The following is a 15,915-nucleotide window of genomic DNA, read 5'->3' as shown; positions in this document are numbered from 1 at the left end:
TATGCAAATTACAAAACCAACCAAAGCGGAAGTGACGAGGGAACTGAAGGATTATATCTTCATCACTTTGGGGCTCATCAGCTATGCATTGGGATGGGCAGCTTTCCTCATCCCTTACCAGATTACGACCGGAGGTACTACCGGTATTGGTGCCATCATCTATTATGCCACTGGATTTCCCATCCAGTGGTCATACTTCATCATCAATGCCGTACTGATGACTTTTGCCATCAAGATACTCGGACCGAAGTTCAGTATCAAGACCACGTTTGCCATCTTCGGACTGACCTTTTTTCTATGGTTTTTCCAGCTGTTGGTGAATGGTCCCGATGGTGTCCCTCCCCAACTGCTGGGCGAAGGACAAGACTTCATGGCTTGTCTGATAGGTGCTGCAATGTGCGGTGCCGGCCTGGGCATCGTATTCAACTGCAACGGTAGCACGGGAGGTACGGATATTATTGCAGCCATCATCCACAAATACAAGGATGTCACACTGGGACGCATGATAATGGCCTGTGACTTCATCATCATCAGTTCCTGCTACGTGGTATTTCATGACTGGAGACGTGTGATATTTGGTTTTGTAACTTTGTTTGTCATCGGGTTTGTACTGGATTACATTGTCAATAGCACCCGGCAATCTGTTCAATTCTTTATTTTCTCCAAAGAATATGAAAGGATTGCCGATCGCATCACCAAAGAAACCCATCGCGGTGTAACGGTACTCGACGGTATCGGCTGGTACAGTAAACACAACGTGAAGGTACTGGTCGTACTTGCCTACAAACGCCAATCGGTAGAAATATTCCGGATGGTGAAAGATATAGACCCGAACGCTTTCATTTCCCAAAGTTCCGTCATCGGTGTATACGGAGAAGGTTTCGACCGGTTGAAAGTGAAATAGGGACTTGTATAAGCCACAAGTATAAGGAGAACATAATATGAGAAAGAAATTTGTATTTGCCACCAACAATTCACACAAACTGGAAGAAGTGACTGCCATTTTGGGAGAAAAGGTCGAACTTCTCAGCATGAAGGATATCAAATGCGATACTGACATTCCGGAAACTGCAGACACACTTGAAGGAAATGCTTTGCTGAAAGCAAAATATATCTTCGATAACTATCATCTGGACTGTTTTGCCGACGATACCGGTTTGGAAGTGGAGGCCCTTGGTGGGGCACCGGGTGTATATTCCGCCCGTTATGCCGGCGATGCACACAATTCGGAAGCAAACATGAAGAAGTTGCTGAAAGATATGGAGGGCATCGAGAACCGTAAGGCACAATTCCGTACCGTATTTGTACTTATCATCGACGGAAAGGAACATCTGTTTGAGGGCATCGTGAAAGGAGAAATCACAAAAAACAGAAAAGGTACTTCAGGTTTCGGTTACGATCCCATATTCATTCCCGAAGGATATACGCAGACTTTTGCAGAAATGGGGAATGAACTGAAGAATAAAATCAGTCACCGGGCATTGGCCACTAACAAGTTGTGTAAGTTTTTAATGAGATAATGTTTTTAATGTGCTGATATGCTAATGTGCCAATGTGCTAATTAGCTGCGCTGTCACGCCAAAAGGTCATTAGCACATTGGCACATTAGCATATCAGCACATTATAACCCCAGTTGAGCCGATATTTCCAACATCCTCTTAATCGGTTTCACTGCTTTTTCTGCAATCTCAGCATCCACCTTTATTTCCGGTGATTCATTTTTCAAACAATCATAAAGCTTTTCCAGTGTATTCAGCCGCATGTAACTGCATTCATTGCAGGCACAAGTGCTGTCGTTGGGAGGAGCCGGAATAAATGTTGTCTGCGGGCATTGTTTCTGCATCTCGTGCAGGATACCGCTTTCGGTAGCTACAATGTAGCTCTTTTCGGGATGTGCCACTGCATACTTCAGCAAAGCTGCCGTAGAGCCTACCACATCGGCCAGTTTCAAGACTGTACTCTTGCATTCGGGATGTGCCAGTACCACCGCATCGGGATGCTGCCGTTTTATTTCAACAATCTTTTCAACCGAGAATTCCTCGTGTACATGGCATGCGCCATCCCATAATAACATATTTCTTCCGGTAATGGAGTTGATATAATTACCCAAGTTCCGGTCTGGGCCAAAGATTATTTTCTCATCTTTGGGGAAGCTTTCCACAATCTGCTTTGCATTGGTAGAAGTTACCACCACATCGGTCACCGCCTTTACGGCAGCCGTTGTGTTCACATAGGATATCACCGTATATCCGGGATGCTCTTTGACAAACTGACTGAATTTGTCTGCCGGACAACTGTCTGCCAACGAACAGCCTGCTGCCATATCGGGCACCAGTACCTTCTTGTCGGGACAAAGTACCTTCGCCGTTTCTCCCATGAAGTGCACACCGCACATCACGATGATGTCTGCCTCCGTCCGGGCCGCCCATTGCGCCAAAGCCAGACTGTCGCCCACGTAATCGGCTATATCTTGTATTTCACCTTTCTGGTAGTAGTGTCCCAGAATGATTGCGTTCTTCTCCTTCTTCAGCTGCTTGATAGCTTCTATAAGATTATCCATAATTATATTTTTTAATTTCTCTTTCTTCTTTAAAAATCCTTTGATAGTAATGATAGGCTGTTAACAGTGTGGACAAATAAATACGATTTTTCTTGCCTATGAAGTTATTAGTATCAAGCTGAATTTTACTCTTATGCTTATAAACCGGGGTTTTTAAGTTTATCCGTTGATAATAAGACTTCTGCTAAACAGCATTAACATGTTGTTAATAATATGCAAAGTTAATAACTTTAGAGTTATAAACCGATGAAACCAGGCTGAAAAATATGTTGAATGAAGCCTGGAAAATTCTCCTTAACTTTTTTGGTTTGTTCGTTTCACTGCTGTAATATGCAGACCTTTGAATAATGCAAGGATTATTTTTAAAATTGTTTCCCTATTGTATTGACACCTTTTCAACGGTTATTAACCGGGATATAAACGGAAAAAAGTATCTTTGCGGGGAGATTTAAAAGTATATTGTCATGCGTAAACTGAAGATAACTGAACTGAATCGTATTAGTGTAGAGGAATTTAAGGAAGCCGAAAAACTGCCTTTGGTAGTGGTATTGGATAATATCCGCAGTCTCCATAATATAGGTTCCGTTTTCCGTACTTCGGATGCTTTCCGCATCGAGTGCATTTATCTTTGTGGCATTACAGCTATCCCACCCCATCCGGAGATGCACAAAACAGCTTTGGGAGCGGAATTTACCGTAGATTGGAAATATGTTGATAACTCTGTTGAAGCTGTTGATAACCTAAAAGCCGAGGGATACATTGTTTATTCTGTAGAGCAGGCGGAAGGTAGTGTGATGCTGGACGAACTGGTGCTGGACAAGACTAAAAAGTATGCTGTGGTAATGGGAAATGAAGTGAAGGGTGTTCAACAAGAAGTGATTGACCATTCGCACGGTTGCATTGAAATTCCTCAATACGGCACAAAGCATTCGTTGAATGTATCGGTTACGGCGGGTATTGTTATTTGGGATTTATTCAAGAAACTGAGATAATAACAGGGCTGTTAATAAGCTGTCAATATATCGGGTTTGTTGGAGCTATATAGGTATGATGAGAGATTTTATGAACAGTGGTTGATTATAAAAATCAACCACTTTATTCATTGTAAATTAATGCTTTATCTCCTAATCTATCCTTTTTGTTAACCATGTATTCAACACATATCGGTTGTATGTGGAAAACTTGCTGTACAGTTGGTGTCTTTTCTTATTTTTTGTATATTTGCTGAATATATATAAATCATATCGATATGAAAAAGATAATATCTTCATGGATAGGCATTTTTGTAGGTTGTACTATTCTGGCAGCAGGTTTTGTTTACTTTATCAATCCTTATAATCTTGTTCCTGGCGGGGTGTATGGAGCCAGTATTGTGCTTCATAATCTGTTCCCTTCTATTCAAGTAGGTACTTTCGGTTATATGTTTGATATTCCTTTGCTTATCATTTCCGTGCTGGTACTGGGAGCAAAATTGGGAGCACGTACTATCGTGGCGGCACTATTCACTCCGCTTGCCATGAATGTGCTGTCTCTCCTCTCCTATCCTTCTGAAGAAGCGCTCCATCAGTTGGACCCTACACAGTTGCTGGGTGGCAGTCTGAATATGTCCGACCATTTGATGCTGACTTCTGTGATTGGTGCGGTAGTTATCGGTATAGGCTGTGGTATTGTAGTGCGTAGCCGGGCTACTACAGGAGGTACGGATATTGTGGCGATGATATTGCAGAAATATTGCCATATACGTTTTTCAAAGGCGATACTGCTGGTAGATGGCATCGTGGTGGGATTCGGCCTATTGGTTATCGGTTTCGGTATTGGAAATCCGGATGATGCTACACAACCTTCGTGGCATTTGTCTTTCTATTCACTGATAGCTATTTTTGTCACTTCGAGGGTATTGGCCTATGTGATAAATGGGGAGAAGAATGACAAGATACTGTTTGTCATCAGTGATATGCGCCTTACCGCTTTGCACGACTATATTCTTAAAGATTTGGACCGTACAGCCACTTGCATCAAGAGTAGTGGTCTTTATACCAATGTAGACAAGGAAATGCTGTTTCTTGTGGTGAGTTACAAGGAAGTGGTAGGTATCAAGCAGAAGATAAGGGAAGTAGACCCAAAGGCTTTTGTAGTGGTTACCGATGCTTATGATGCATTTGGTGAAGGTTGGAAAGAGCTTCCGATGGCAGGAGAGGTACAACCCGAATAAGTAGTAATAAACAATTGTTCATTCTGTTATTAACTGAATATATAGCTTAATATCAATTGTTTAATAACTAATTATTTGTGTTGCTAACATAGTTTTCAACATGGTGTTAACTATAAGTTTTTTGTTTGAATGAACGGTATTGTTGCGAAGTCGATGATGTGGAACTTATGGCATGGTTGCCATAAATTGAGTGCAGGTTGTAAGTATTGTTATGTTTATCGTGGTGATGCTCGGCGAGAGGTGGACAGTTCGGTGGTGGTGCGGACAAAAAACTTTGACCTGCCTTTGCGTAAAAAGCGTAACGGAGAATTCAAGATACCACCTGGAACATTTGTCTACACCTGCTTTACTTCCGATTTCTTTGTGGAAGATGCTGACAAATGGCGGGCCGAAGCATGGGAGATGATTCGTTACCGCAGTGATCTGCATTTTATGATGATTACCAAGCGTATAGACCGTTTTTCTGACTGTCTGCCCGATGATTGGGGAGACGGATATGATAATGTAACCATCTGTTGTACGGTTGAAAACCAGACTTGCGCCGATTATCGCTTGCCCATCTATAGGATGGCTCCCATAAAGCATAAGATAATAATCTGTGAACCGCTGCTGGAAAGGATAGATTTAAGTACTTATGCTGTTGGCGAATGGATTGAACAGATAGTTGCAGGGGGAGAATCCGGTTACGAAGCCCGCCCTTGTGATTTTGAATGGGTGATGGACCTTCGCAGAATTTGTGTGGAAAATAAAGTGGAGTTCTGGTTCAAGCAGACCGGCTCTAAGTTCGTCAAAGACGGAAAGACATATGATGTGAAACGCCAGTTTCAACATTTGCAGGCACGCAAGGCGGGAATAAACATCAGTTTATAATTGTCCGCTTTCCACCATCAATATCACCCGTTCGGTCAATGCATCGTCTCCCATAGGGTCGTATTGCTTCTTTAGACTGGCGCCGAAGAGTGCGGCAAAAGTCTGGTAGAAACCGGCTTTGAAAGGGCCCATAAAAGCTTTTACCAGTTCATATCCGGTGGAGTTGGTCTGTCGGTCTACCAGTTTTATTAACAGTTTGCCTTGGGCAAAGGTAAGTTTCTTCATGCGGGGAGTGTATTGCTCCTTCAAGCTTTTCTCTACTGCTTTCATGTGTTTCTGGCGGGCTTTCTCGGTGGGCAGGGTCATCATGTATTCGTAGGTTTCAATGATGGCACGGTTAATCTCCTTGGAGATGGGAAGTACCTTCTTTACGTCACGAATGAGTTTGTAGTACTTGTTCATGTCGCGCTTGTTCTTGAATTTAAGCGGCTTGAAGATGTAGACAGTGGGGAGCTTGACATAAGGGATGGTATCTCCTTCGTAAACGCACATGGGAGTAAGATAGACACTCTTTTGCGCAGCAGACTGTGGTTGCTGCTGTGCAAAACATTTCAGGCTTCCGAGAGAAAGAAACATGATGAGTATTACTATGTTAAGCCTTGCGTTCATGTTGCAAAAGTACACCATTCTGTGTAATGTTGTTGCATCATGTTGATTTTTCCTTGCTCAATTAACTTATTTAAGGTAACTTCGCTTCCCAAAACATGAAAGTGACCTACTATTAATGGAATTACTCAAGATAGGAGTTTTTGTAAGTATGCTGTCAATGACTCCTATGCTTGAAGCTCAAAATATATCCGGCCTTCAGAAAGAACAGCCTTTACTTCTTTTGGAAGAAAATTTGGAACAACTTTCCATCGGGAATGAGGAAGAATACGGTTGGGAAGATGAATTGGAGGAGTTGTCCCGACGTCTGCAAGAGCCTGTCAACCTCAATGCCGCCACTAAACAGCAATTGGAGCAGTTTCCTTTTCTTACGGATATACAGATAGAGAATCTTCTGGCTTATGTCTATATATACGGACAGATGCAGACCATTTATGAATTGCAACTGGTGGAGGAGATGGATAAACGTACCATCGACCTACTGCTGCCCTTTGTCTGTGTGCGGGCAGTGAAAGCGGGTAGGGGGTATCCTGCTTTAAAATCTATACTGAAATACGGGAAACACGAAACATTGGCACGTTTGGATGTACCGTTCTATATCCGTAAAGGATATGAGAAGAATTACCTGGGACCTTCCCTTTACCATTCTTTGCGCTATAATTTTCATTATGGAGATTATCTCCAAATAGGCGTGACGGGAGAGAAGGATGCCGGAGAACCATTCTTTGCCCTGCACAACAGAAAAGGCTATGATTACTATTCTTTCTATTTTCTGATAAAGAATCTGGGGCGGCTGAAGGCTTTGGCATTGGGCAATTACCGTCTGAGCTTCGGGCAGGGACTGGTACTTAGTACGGATTTTCGTTTAGGAAAAACATTCTCTATGTCTACAACAGAATATCGTACCGGAGGCATCCGTAAGCATAGTTCTACTGATGAGTACAATTATTTCCGGGGAGTGGCGGCAACGGTGGGAGTATTGCCTTACTTGGATATTTCGGCTTTCTATTCGCATCGCTCCATGGACGGTGTGGTGGAGGATGGCGAGATAACTTCCATTTACAAGACAGGGTTGCATCGCACGCAGAAGGAGGCAGATAAAATGAATGCCTTTGCCTTGCAGGTAATAGGTGGAAACATGACCTATGAAAAGAACTCTCTGAAGGTGGGAGTAACGGGGATTTACTATTTTTTCAACCGTCCTTACAAGCCTCGGTTGAACAAGTATGCAAAGTATAATCTTCATGGAAGTGATTTCTATAACGTGGGTATGGATTATAGGTATCGTCTGGGCCGTTTTGTCTGGGTGGGGGAAGCGGCAACCGGCAGTAAAGGCTATGCGTTGCTGAACCGGCTGAAGTATAATCTTTCTTCCGATTATCATCTGCTACTTGTTCACCGGTATTATTCATATGATTATTGGACTTTGTTTGGGCGTTCCTTTGGCGAAAGCAGTATGCCGCAGAATGAGAATGGATGGTATTTGGCAGCAGAGGCCACACCTTTCGCTCATTGGAAGTTTTTCACTTCACTGGATGTGTTTTCTTTTCCTTGGTGGAAATACCGTATAAGTAAGCCCTCAAAGGGAGTGGATGCCATGTTTCAGGTTACTTATACTCCTCGAAAGAGCCTTTCGATGTATTTTAATTATCGGTACAAACAGAAAGAAAGAGACGTGACGGGTACAAGCGGTGCAGTTATCGAACCTATCTATCACCATAAACTCCGTTATCGGCTGACCTATATGCCGGGAAGATATATCTTTCGTACTACAATAGATTATAACCACTTCCGTCAGCAGGATGGGGAAGGGTATCGCTTTGATAGACGGCAAGGTTATCAGTGTACTCAATTTTGCTCGTACACTTTCCCCTTCCCTCTGTCAGTTTCCGTGCAGGGAACCTGGTTTCATACGGACGATTACGATTCGCGTGTTTACGCCTCCGAGCGTGGATTGTTATATACTTTCTATACCCCTTCCTTCTATGGCAAAGGGTTCCGTTACTCCGCTCATCTGCGATATGATTTGAGTAAGAACTTCATGTTTCTTGCCAAATTCGGACAGACGGTTTATCAGGATAGGGAGACGATTGGTTCGGGCAATGATGAGATACCGGGAAATAGGAAAGCGGACTTGCAGATGCAACTGCGTATCAAGTTTTAGAAACTGTTTTAATTTTATTTTTCAGGTTGCCTCAGAAGAAAACTGAAATAAAATTAAAACAGTTTTTTAGAGTCTTCTCTTTATCTGTCACTTTCTTCCAACATGAAAATTTCATTTACAGTCTTTCCGAATATCTCTGATATTTTCAATGACAGCAAGGTGGAAGGGACATACTTTCCCGATTCTATGGCATTGATGGTTTGCCGGCTCACTCCTATGGCTTCAGCCAATTGCTGTTGGGTCATATGCTTGATGGCTCTTTCTACCCTTAATGTATTAGTCATTGTTGCTCCTCCTAAATTTATAAAGTTCAATGTTGTACTTTATGATGAACAGAAACAATATCATGAACAAGTCTATAAATACAAAATTAAGATATTGCATGTCATAAATCAGCATAGTGCATACTATCAGTAGGGAATACGCTGTTATGGTAGCCCAGATAAGAGAGTTTGAACGAATATTGGCAATGCATTCATCTTCGTCCTTTTCTTTTGAGAAAGCTATGAACAAGAGTGAAACCGTAAGCCCTATCATACTCAACTCGTCGAATAAAGAGTTCTTGATAATACCCCAGGGAATTACTGACAACGCGTTTACCTTCAACCAATCTTCATTGCTGCCGTCGAAAAGGCAGATGAAGGACGTGATGGCGAATGGGACAAATAAACACCAACCTATCTTTCTGAAAGTGGTTGGAAATAAATAGTTCTTTCTCATAATACTATGCATTTAGATGTTATCTGCAAATGTAATGTATACTTTACATATAAACAAGTAAAATAGATAAAATGTAATGTATGATTTACTTTTTTAACATGAAATGTATGCTTTATAAAGGGAATATTTTCTTTTATGGGTAAACTTTTGCAAGCCGAACATTGCCAGATACCATAGTTTTCACTTAACTTTGGAGCGGTAAGATTGTTTAAGCATTAATCAAACCGTAAATCGTCAAATCATAAATAGTATGACTGTCATTTATCCATCTCCCATATTCGGTCCCGTTCATTCTCGCCGTCTGGGAGTATCTTTGGGAATAAATTTATTGCCGGCAGACGGCAAAGTATGCACTTTCGACTGCATTTACTGTGAATGTGGCTTCAATGCCGACCATCGTCCCAAACAGCCGTTGCCTACGCGCGAAGAAGTCCGTTCGGCCCTTGAAGCCCGTCTGCGGGACATGCAGCAAAACGGACCTACACCGGATGTACTGACTTTTGCCGGTAATGGAGAACCGACGGCACATCCCCGTTTCCCCGAAATCATAGAAGATACACTTGCCTTGCGCGACAAGTATTTTCCGAATGCAAAGGTGAGCGTACTGAGCAATTCTACCTTTATTCATCGTCCTGCCGTATTCGAGGCTTTGAACAAGATTGACAACAACATCCTTAAACTGGATACGGTAGATGAAGAGTATATCCGTGTACTTGACCGTCCTACCGGACATTACTCCATCCGGGAGATTATAGAAGGGATGAAAGCGTTCAAAGGGAACTGCATTATCCAGACCATGTTTCTCAAAGGAAGTTATAAAGGACAAGATATGGATAATACATCCGATAAATTTGTTCTTCCCTGGCTGGAAGCTGTCAAGGAGATTGCTCCCCGCCAAGTGATGATTTATACCATCGACCGCGAAACGCCCGACCATGATTTGCAGAAGGCCACCCGCGAGGAACTGGATCGCATTGCGGAACGGATACGGGAAACGGGTATACCGGTAAGTGTTTCTTATTAATAATATACTTATGAAATCAATAGCAATTAAAGATTTAAGCGAGAACTTCTTCGAAGTGATAGGCAAAGAGTGGATGCTGGTTACGGCAGGCAGTAAAGAACATTTCAACACCATGACTGCCAGTTGGGGAGGTATTGGCTGGCTTTGGAACAAGCCGGTGGTGTTTGTCTTTATTCGTTCCGAGCGCTATACGTATGAGTTTATGGAGGAGAACGAATATTTCACTCTTTCTTTTTTAGGAAAGGAAAATCGGAGCATTTACAACCTTTGTGGCAGTAAATCGGGTAGGGAAGTGGATAAGGTAAAGGAAACTGGTCTGAATCCTATCGTTACCGAGCGGGGAAACATTCTCTTTGAGCAGGACCGCCTGGGATTGGAGTGCCGCAAGCTTTTCATTACCGATATGAAAGAAGAACTCTTTCTCGACCATTCCGTCTACGAGCGTTGGTATGGCGGTGACCACGGTGGATTGCACCGGGTTTATGTAGCCGAGATTGTAGATGCCTGGGTAAAGGAATAGCTCCTTTACCACAGTTTCAAGTCATATTCGGCTTCCACCTTCTCTTCTATTTCATCCGGAAGGGCGGGGAAGAAGTCGATACCTGTAATACGTTCCACTTCGTCCACTGTATTGACGTAGCTGTCCAATGGATGATTGCCTGATGCATTCTTATAAATGAAGCCGATGGCTTTGGGGGGATTGCTGTCTGCACACAGAACGACCTTGAAGAATGCTTCGGGCACTGTAATTTTGTGCTTCTTACCAATGGTACGGTGACGTTGGTCATAGAGAATAGGACCGCATACAATGTATATCTTGCCTTCTTCTTGTGCCCAACGGCGGCATGACTCTTCCAGTTCTTTCCAGTCGCCACGGTTTAGATTGTGGTTCTGCGGGCAAATGTTTGTCATGTAGAAGCTCTCTTGCATGGCTTTCCAGTGCCAGCGGTTGTCACCGGCCGGACACATATGTCCGCGGTCCATGCCGGCTCCTTTGTAGTCATCGGTGGTTACTGCCTCGTGCTCAGGCAGGTCGGGGTCGGGCAAGAACTTGTCTGTACGGCTTTCACGCTCCACCAGTTTTTCGGGAGTGAGTTCCCAGGCTACCCAATTGGGTATCTTTAAATCCTTGTTGTAGGATACTGTGTAGCCTTTCCGCTGGAGAATCTGTTCGGAGACGTTCTTCAGCTTTGCCGGTATTTCAAGGCGTGTGCCTGCTGTGAGTTCTATCTTGGCAGGCGTAGAATTCTTTTGCCTGGCATCCGAAAGTATCTTTGCAACGGGTTCATAGGCAAGGCAGACTGCACATATAAACAATATAAGATAATAGACGCCCTGCGATTGTTTCTTTTTTTTTCGTGCCATGCCGGGATTAGTGTTGGATAATCATTTTGGCCCTTTCCAGTGCCACATTTATGTTCGGACAGATATTTTCTTCGCCCAACAGCTCATAGAAGCCCGATTTTTCCAGTACCTTATGTACCTTTTCATTGACACCGGAGAGCACAATGGTTATTTTTTCCTTTTGGGACATCTCACAAAGGCTTGTCAAGTTATGGATACCGGTAGAATCGATGAACGGAACTTTACGCATGCGGATGATGCGCACTTTGGGGCGGTCGCCCAGCCGCGCCATGATTTCTTCGAATTTGGTGGCGATGCCGAAGAAGTAAGGACCGTTTATTTCGTATACTTCCACATCCTCGGGGATTATCAGGTGCTCGTCATTGCTTGCAATGTCCGATTCTGCATTCGGGTCTATTTCATCTTTGATGACGGATATTTCGGTAGTCTCCATGACGCGGCGCATAAACAGCACGCAGGCAATCACCAGACCTACTTCAATGGCAATAGTCAGGTCGAAGATGACGGTCAGGAAGAAAGTAATCAGCAGTACCGTGACATCCGATTTAGGATTCTTCAATAATGCCTTGAACGTACGCCAACCGCTCATGTTATAGGATACTATGACCAGTACACCCGCCAGGCAGGCCATTGGTATATACTGTGCCAGTGGCATGAGAAACAGTAGGATAAGCAGCAACACCACTGCATGAACCATACCTGCTACGGGAGTTTTTCCTCCGTTGTTGATGTTTGCCATGGTACGCGCGATGGCTCCGGTGGCAGGGATACCGCCAAACAGCGGGGTAGCCATGTTGGCAGCACCTTGTGCTATCAGTTCCGTGTTGGAATCGTGTTTGTCGCCTATCACACCATCAGCTACGGTGGCAGACAGCAAAGATTCGATGGCACCCAGTACAGCGATTGTAATGGCTACGGGGAACAAGTTCTTTATCGCTTCCCAATCCAAGGCAGGCATCACGGCATCCGGCAGTTCGGCACGGATGCTGAAACGGTCGCCGATGGTATCGATACAATCAATGCCTCCATATACTTTCATCAGCCAGACTGCCACTGTCACCACGATGATGGCAATAAGTGACCCCGGAATCTTCTTCGAGAACCGCGGTGTAATGGCAATGATGAAGATGCTGACAATACTTACAATCGTGTTCCACCAGTTTACGGTATCGAAATGTCGGAAATAAATCATCCATTTTCCTACAAAGTCTCCCGGAACTTTCTCTCCTCCGAACGTCAGCCCGAAAATGTCGGCAATCTGCGTGGTGAAGATGGTGACGGCAATACCGCTTGTAAAACCTACGATGATGGGATAGGGGATAAACTTAATGACAGCTCCCAGCTTGAACACTCCCAGCAGGATGAGCAGTACGCCTGCCATCAGTGTGGCGACAATAAGCCCCGATTCACCGTATTGCTGGATGATGCCATAGATAATGACGATGAACGCACCGGTCGGTCCTCCAATCTGTACCTTGCTCCCACCCATCAGGGAGATGATGAAACCGGCTATGATAGCCGTAATGATACCTTTCTCCGGTGATACGCCGGAGGCGATACCGAATGCAATGGCAAGCGGGAGGGCAACGATACCTACAATGATACCTGCCATCAGGTCTGCCATAAACAGTTCTTTAGAGTAATTTTTTAAAGCCGTGTATAGCTTTGGTCTGAATCCGAACGCTTTCATTATAATCTACTTTTTTATACGTTTTTTTATACAGAATGTAATGTATATATTGCAAATTGCCTGCAAAAGTAGATAAAATAATGGATATTAGTGAACACAACTGTGATGTATTTTGTTTTCCTTATCAGATATGTGCTATTAATTATGTCTGAAATACCTCTTCGGGTTATCGGTGAAGATAGATTCTTTCTATAAGACGATAAATAAATCCGATGGGGCAGAGGTGTGATTATTCCAAACTAAATTCGTAATTTTGTGTTGTTTATAAACAGTACGAACGACATTTATACGTAATTATATTAACTAATAAAAAAAGAGACTATGGCTAAAAGTGTTAAAGGAACTCAGACTGAGAAGAATCTGCTGACTTCATTCGCTGGTGAATCACAAGCAAGAATGCGTTACACTTATTTTGCAAGTGTAGCCAAGAAAGAAGGTTACGAACAAATCGCCGCTATTTTCACAGAAACGGCTGACCAGGAAAAGGAACACGCTAAACGTATGTTCAAGTGGTTGGAAGGCGGTATGGTAGAAATCACCGCTTCTTATCCTGCAGGTGTTATTGGCACTACCCTGGAAAATCTTCAGGAAGCTGCTGCCGGCGAACACGAAGAGTGGTCATTGGATTATCCTAAGTTTGCTGATATTGCAGACGAAGAAGGTTTCCCCGAAATTGCTCTTATGTACCGTAACATCGCCATTGCCGAAAAGGGACACGAAGAACGTTATCGCGCTTTTATCCAGAATATAGAGACTGCCAGCGTATTTGCCAAGGAAGGTGAAGTGGTATGGCAGTGCCGCAACTGTGGTTTCATCTACACCGGTAAGGAAGCTCCTCAGGTATGTCCGGCTTGCTTGCATCCGCAGGCTTACTTCGAAGTAAAGAAGTCAAACTATTGATAATGTCTCCTGCTTGTGCAGGTATGGATAACGGGAAACGCCCGGATGCTTTCTTCAGAGCATCCGGGCGCTTTGTTTAAATGACCATGTTCGTTTTCCGTGCCAGTATAGTGGTGCGAGTTTTACTTTAGTTACTTCCCGACGTGCGGATAGTCTATCGTATAGTGCAGTCCGCGGCTTTCCTTGCGTTCCATGGCTTGCTTGGTTATCAGGTATCCTACGTTTATCATGTTGCGCAGTTCGCACAGCTCCCGGGTAGCCTTGCTACGCTTGAAGAGTGCTTCTGTCTCCTCGTAAAGTATGTCCAGTCGGTTCCAGGCACGTGTCAACCGGGTATTGCTGCGGACAATACCTACGTATGCCTCCATAATCTGGTTTACTTCCTTCATGCTTTGTGTGATGAGGACACGTTCTTCGGTGGAGATGGTACCTTCGTCGTTCCATTCGGGGATGTCTTCGTTGAAGTCATAACGTTCCAGTACGCTCAGTGCGTGTTTGGCTGCCGCGTCGGCATAAACCACGGCTTCAATCAGTGAGTTGCTTGCCAGACGGTTGCCGCCATGCAGTCCAGTGCACGAACATTCGCCGATGGCGTACAGACGGCGGATGCTGCTCTGTCCGTCCAAGTCCACCTTGATACCACCGCAGAGATAATGGGCGGCGGGGGCTACCGGTATGTATTCCTTTGTAATGTCTATACCGATGCTGAGGCATTTCTTGTATATGTTCGGGAAATGCTTCTTGGTTTCTTCGGGGTCTTTGTGTGTGACGTCCAGATACACATGGTCTTCACCGCGCTGTTTCATTTCGTTGTCGATGGCACGCGCCACGATGTCACGCGGGGCCAGTGAGAGTCGCGGGTCGTACTTCTGCATGAATTCTTTTCCGTCTTTGGTGCGCAGCACGCCGCCATAACCACGCATGGCTTCGGTGATGAGGAACGAGGGGCGGTCTCCCGGATGGAAAAGGGCTGTGGGATGGAACTGGATGAATTCCATGTCTTTCACTGCTCCCTTGGCACGGTAGACCATGGCAATGCCGTCTCCCGTGGCTACCAGCGGGTTGGTGGTATGGCGGTAAACGGCTTCGCAACCGCCCGTTGCCATGATGGTGACTTTGGAAAGGAAGGTATCCACCTCGCCCGTCGCTTCGTTCAGCACGTAGGCACCGTAGCACTTGATGCCGGGGGTATGGCGGGTAACGATGATTCCCTGGTGATGCTGGGTAATGATTTCCACAGCATAGTGGTCGGTCAGTACGGTGATGTTGGGGTGTTGCTTCACAGCTTCGATGAGGCTGGTCTGTATCTCTGCACCCGTATTGTCCTTATGGTGGAGGATGCGGAATTCGGAGTGGCCGCCTTCTTTGTGCAGGTCAAACTCTCCGTCCTCCTTTTTGTCGAAGTTCACTCCCCATTTAATGAGCTCCTTGATTTGTTCGGGAGCATTGCGCACCACCTTCTCTACGGCTTCGCGGTCGCTTATCCAGTCACCTGCAATCATGGTGTCCTCGATGTGCTTCTCGAAGTTGTCCACAGCCAGATTGGTGACGGAAGCGATACCTCCTTGTGCAAAATAGGTATTTGCTTCTTCCAGACCTGCCTTGCAGATAAGGGCTACTGTCCCCTTGTGCGCCACTTTCAGCGCAAAACTCATACCGGCAAGCCCGGAGCCGATAACGAGGAAATTGAACTTTCTTACCATAGGATTTAGTGTTTATCGCTGCAAAACTACAAAATAAGTACATTCCTTGTTCATTCCGTAGGGATTTATTCGTAAAAAGACCTACCTTAGCGGCAAAAATC

Annotated in this window: 16 protein-coding genes; 9 read left to right on the top strand and 7 right to left on the bottom strand. The window is 44.5% G+C overall.

Annotated features, from left to right (window positions below; genetic code table 11):
- Nucleotide 1: 1 nt before the first annotated feature.
- A complete protein-coding gene (locus JXR92_RS04305) occupies nt 2-904 on the top strand; it encodes a YitT family protein (protein WP_117599927.1) in 903 nt (300 codons plus the stop codon).
- A gap of 37 nt (nt 905-941) precedes the next feature.
- Nucleotides 942-1,520 (top strand): non-canonical purine NTP diphosphatase, encoded by a 579-nt coding sequence (locus JXR92_RS04300; protein WP_117880893.1) that lies wholly within the window; start codon nt 942-944, stop codon nt 1,518-1,520.
- A gap of 101 nt (nt 1,521-1,621) precedes the next feature.
- On the opposite strand, the gene nadA is transcribed toward JXR92_RS04300, so the two are convergent.
- A complete protein-coding gene (nadA, locus tag JXR92_RS04295) occupies nt 1,622-2,560 on the bottom strand; it encodes a quinolinate synthase NadA (RefSeq protein ID WP_005825202.1) in 939 nt (312 codons plus the stop codon).
- Nucleotides 2,561-3,024: 464 nt separating this feature from the next.
- Between nadA and JXR92_RS04290 the strand changes: the two genes are divergently transcribed.
- The 3 genes from JXR92_RS04290 to JXR92_RS04280 all read left to right on the top strand — a co-directional run bounded on the left by JXR92_RS04290 (nt 3,025) and on the right by JXR92_RS04280 (nt 5,642).
- The gene (locus tag JXR92_RS04290; RefSeq protein WP_117688942.1) at nt 3,025-3,552 is read left to right on the top strand and encodes an RNA methyltransferase; all 528 of its coding nucleotides are present in this window, start codon (nt 3,025-3,027) and stop codon (nt 3,550-3,552) included.
- A gap of 257 nt (nt 3,553-3,809) precedes the next feature.
- A complete protein-coding gene (locus JXR92_RS04285; protein WP_005825206.1) occupies nt 3,810-4,772 on the top strand; it encodes a YitT family protein in 963 nt (320 codons plus the stop codon).
- 129 nt (nt 4,773-4,901) lie between these two features.
- Complete coding sequence (locus JXR92_RS04280) at nt 4,902-5,642, top strand: DUF5131 family protein (RefSeq protein WP_138346286.1); 741 nt, start codon at nt 4,902-4,904, stop codon at nt 5,640-5,642.
- On the opposite strand, the gene JXR92_RS04275 is transcribed toward JXR92_RS04280, so the two are convergent.
- Nucleotides 5,637-6,269 (bottom strand): DUF4294 domain-containing protein, encoded by a 633-nt coding sequence (locus JXR92_RS04275; protein ID WP_005833968.1) that lies wholly within the window; start codon nt 6,267-6,269, stop codon nt 5,637-5,639. The two genes, JXR92_RS04280 and JXR92_RS04275, sit on opposite strands and share 6 nt — an antisense overlap.
- A 97-nt stretch (nt 6,270-6,366) precedes the next feature.
- On the opposite strand from JXR92_RS04275, the gene JXR92_RS04270 reads away from it, so the two are divergent.
- A complete protein-coding gene (locus JXR92_RS04270) occupies nt 6,367-8,412 on the top strand; it encodes a helix-hairpin-helix domain-containing protein (protein WP_138346284.1) in 2,046 nt (681 codons plus the stop codon).
- 80 nt (nt 8,413-8,492) lie between these two features.
- On the opposite strand, the gene JXR92_RS04265 is transcribed toward JXR92_RS04270, so the two are convergent.
- The gene (locus JXR92_RS04265) at nt 8,493-8,696 is read right to left on the bottom strand and encodes a helix-turn-helix transcriptional regulator (protein WP_008662275.1); all 204 of its coding nucleotides are present in this window, start codon (nt 8,694-8,696) and stop codon (nt 8,493-8,495) included.
- Nucleotides 8,689-9,132, bottom strand: coding sequence for a hypothetical protein (locus JXR92_RS04260; RefSeq protein ID WP_117588639.1), 444 nt, complete (start codon nt 9,130-9,132; stop codon nt 8,689-8,691). The genes JXR92_RS04265 and JXR92_RS04260 overlap by 8 nt, the downstream gene beginning before the upstream one ends.
- A gap of 250 nt (nt 9,133-9,382) precedes the next feature.
- On the opposite strand from JXR92_RS04260, the gene JXR92_RS04255 reads away from it, so the two are divergent.
- Together JXR92_RS04255 and JXR92_RS04250 are read left to right on the top strand one after the other, a co-directional pair.
- Nucleotides 9,383-10,156 carry a radical SAM protein gene (locus JXR92_RS04255; RefSeq protein ID WP_057281510.1) on the top strand — a complete coding sequence of 258 codons (774 nt, stop codon included), beginning with the start codon at nt 9,383-9,385 and terminating at the stop codon, nt 10,154-10,156.
- Nucleotides 10,157-10,166: 10 nt separating this feature from the next.
- Nucleotides 10,167-10,676, top strand: coding sequence for a flavin reductase family protein (locus tag JXR92_RS04250; protein ID WP_009037517.1), 510 nt, complete (start codon nt 10,167-10,169; stop codon nt 10,674-10,676).
- A 5-nt stretch (nt 10,677-10,681) separates the two neighbouring features.
- On the opposite strand, the gene JXR92_RS04245 is transcribed toward JXR92_RS04250, so the two are convergent.
- Nucleotides 10,682-11,521 (bottom strand): DNA/RNA non-specific endonuclease, encoded by an 840-nt coding sequence (locus JXR92_RS04245; RefSeq protein WP_061412277.1) that lies wholly within the window; start codon nt 11,519-11,521, stop codon nt 10,682-10,684.
- Nucleotides 11,522-11,528: 7 nt separating this feature from the next.
- The gene (locus JXR92_RS04240; protein WP_138346282.1) at nt 11,529-13,211 is read right to left on the bottom strand and encodes a SulP family inorganic anion transporter; all 1,683 of its coding nucleotides are present in this window, start codon (nt 13,209-13,211) and stop codon (nt 11,529-11,531) included.
- Between the two features lie 321 nt (nt 13,212-13,532).
- Here JXR92_RS04240 and rbr point away from each other — a divergent pair, with 321 nt between their 5' ends.
- Complete coding sequence (rbr, locus tag JXR92_RS04235; RefSeq protein WP_005825226.1) at nt 13,533-14,111, top strand: rubrerythrin; 579 nt, start codon at nt 13,533-13,535, stop codon at nt 14,109-14,111.
- Between the two features lie 131 nt (nt 14,112-14,242).
- On the opposite strand, the gene nadB is transcribed toward rbr, so the two are convergent.
- Entirely contained in the window at nt 14,243-15,814 is a 1,572-nt protein-coding gene (gene nadB, locus JXR92_RS04230; RefSeq protein WP_138346280.1) for an L-aspartate oxidase, read from the bottom strand.
- Between the last annotated feature and the right edge of the window lie 101 nt (nt 15,815-15,915).

It is taken from the genome of Bacteroides parvus (assembly GCF_017309675.2).
Classification (GTDB): Bacteria; Bacteroidota; Bacteroidia; order Bacteroidales; family Bacteroidaceae; genus Bacteroides; species Bacteroides uniformis.
Note: the sequence above shows the minus strand (reverse complement) of the source record. Positions and strands in the feature narration are given on the sequence as shown.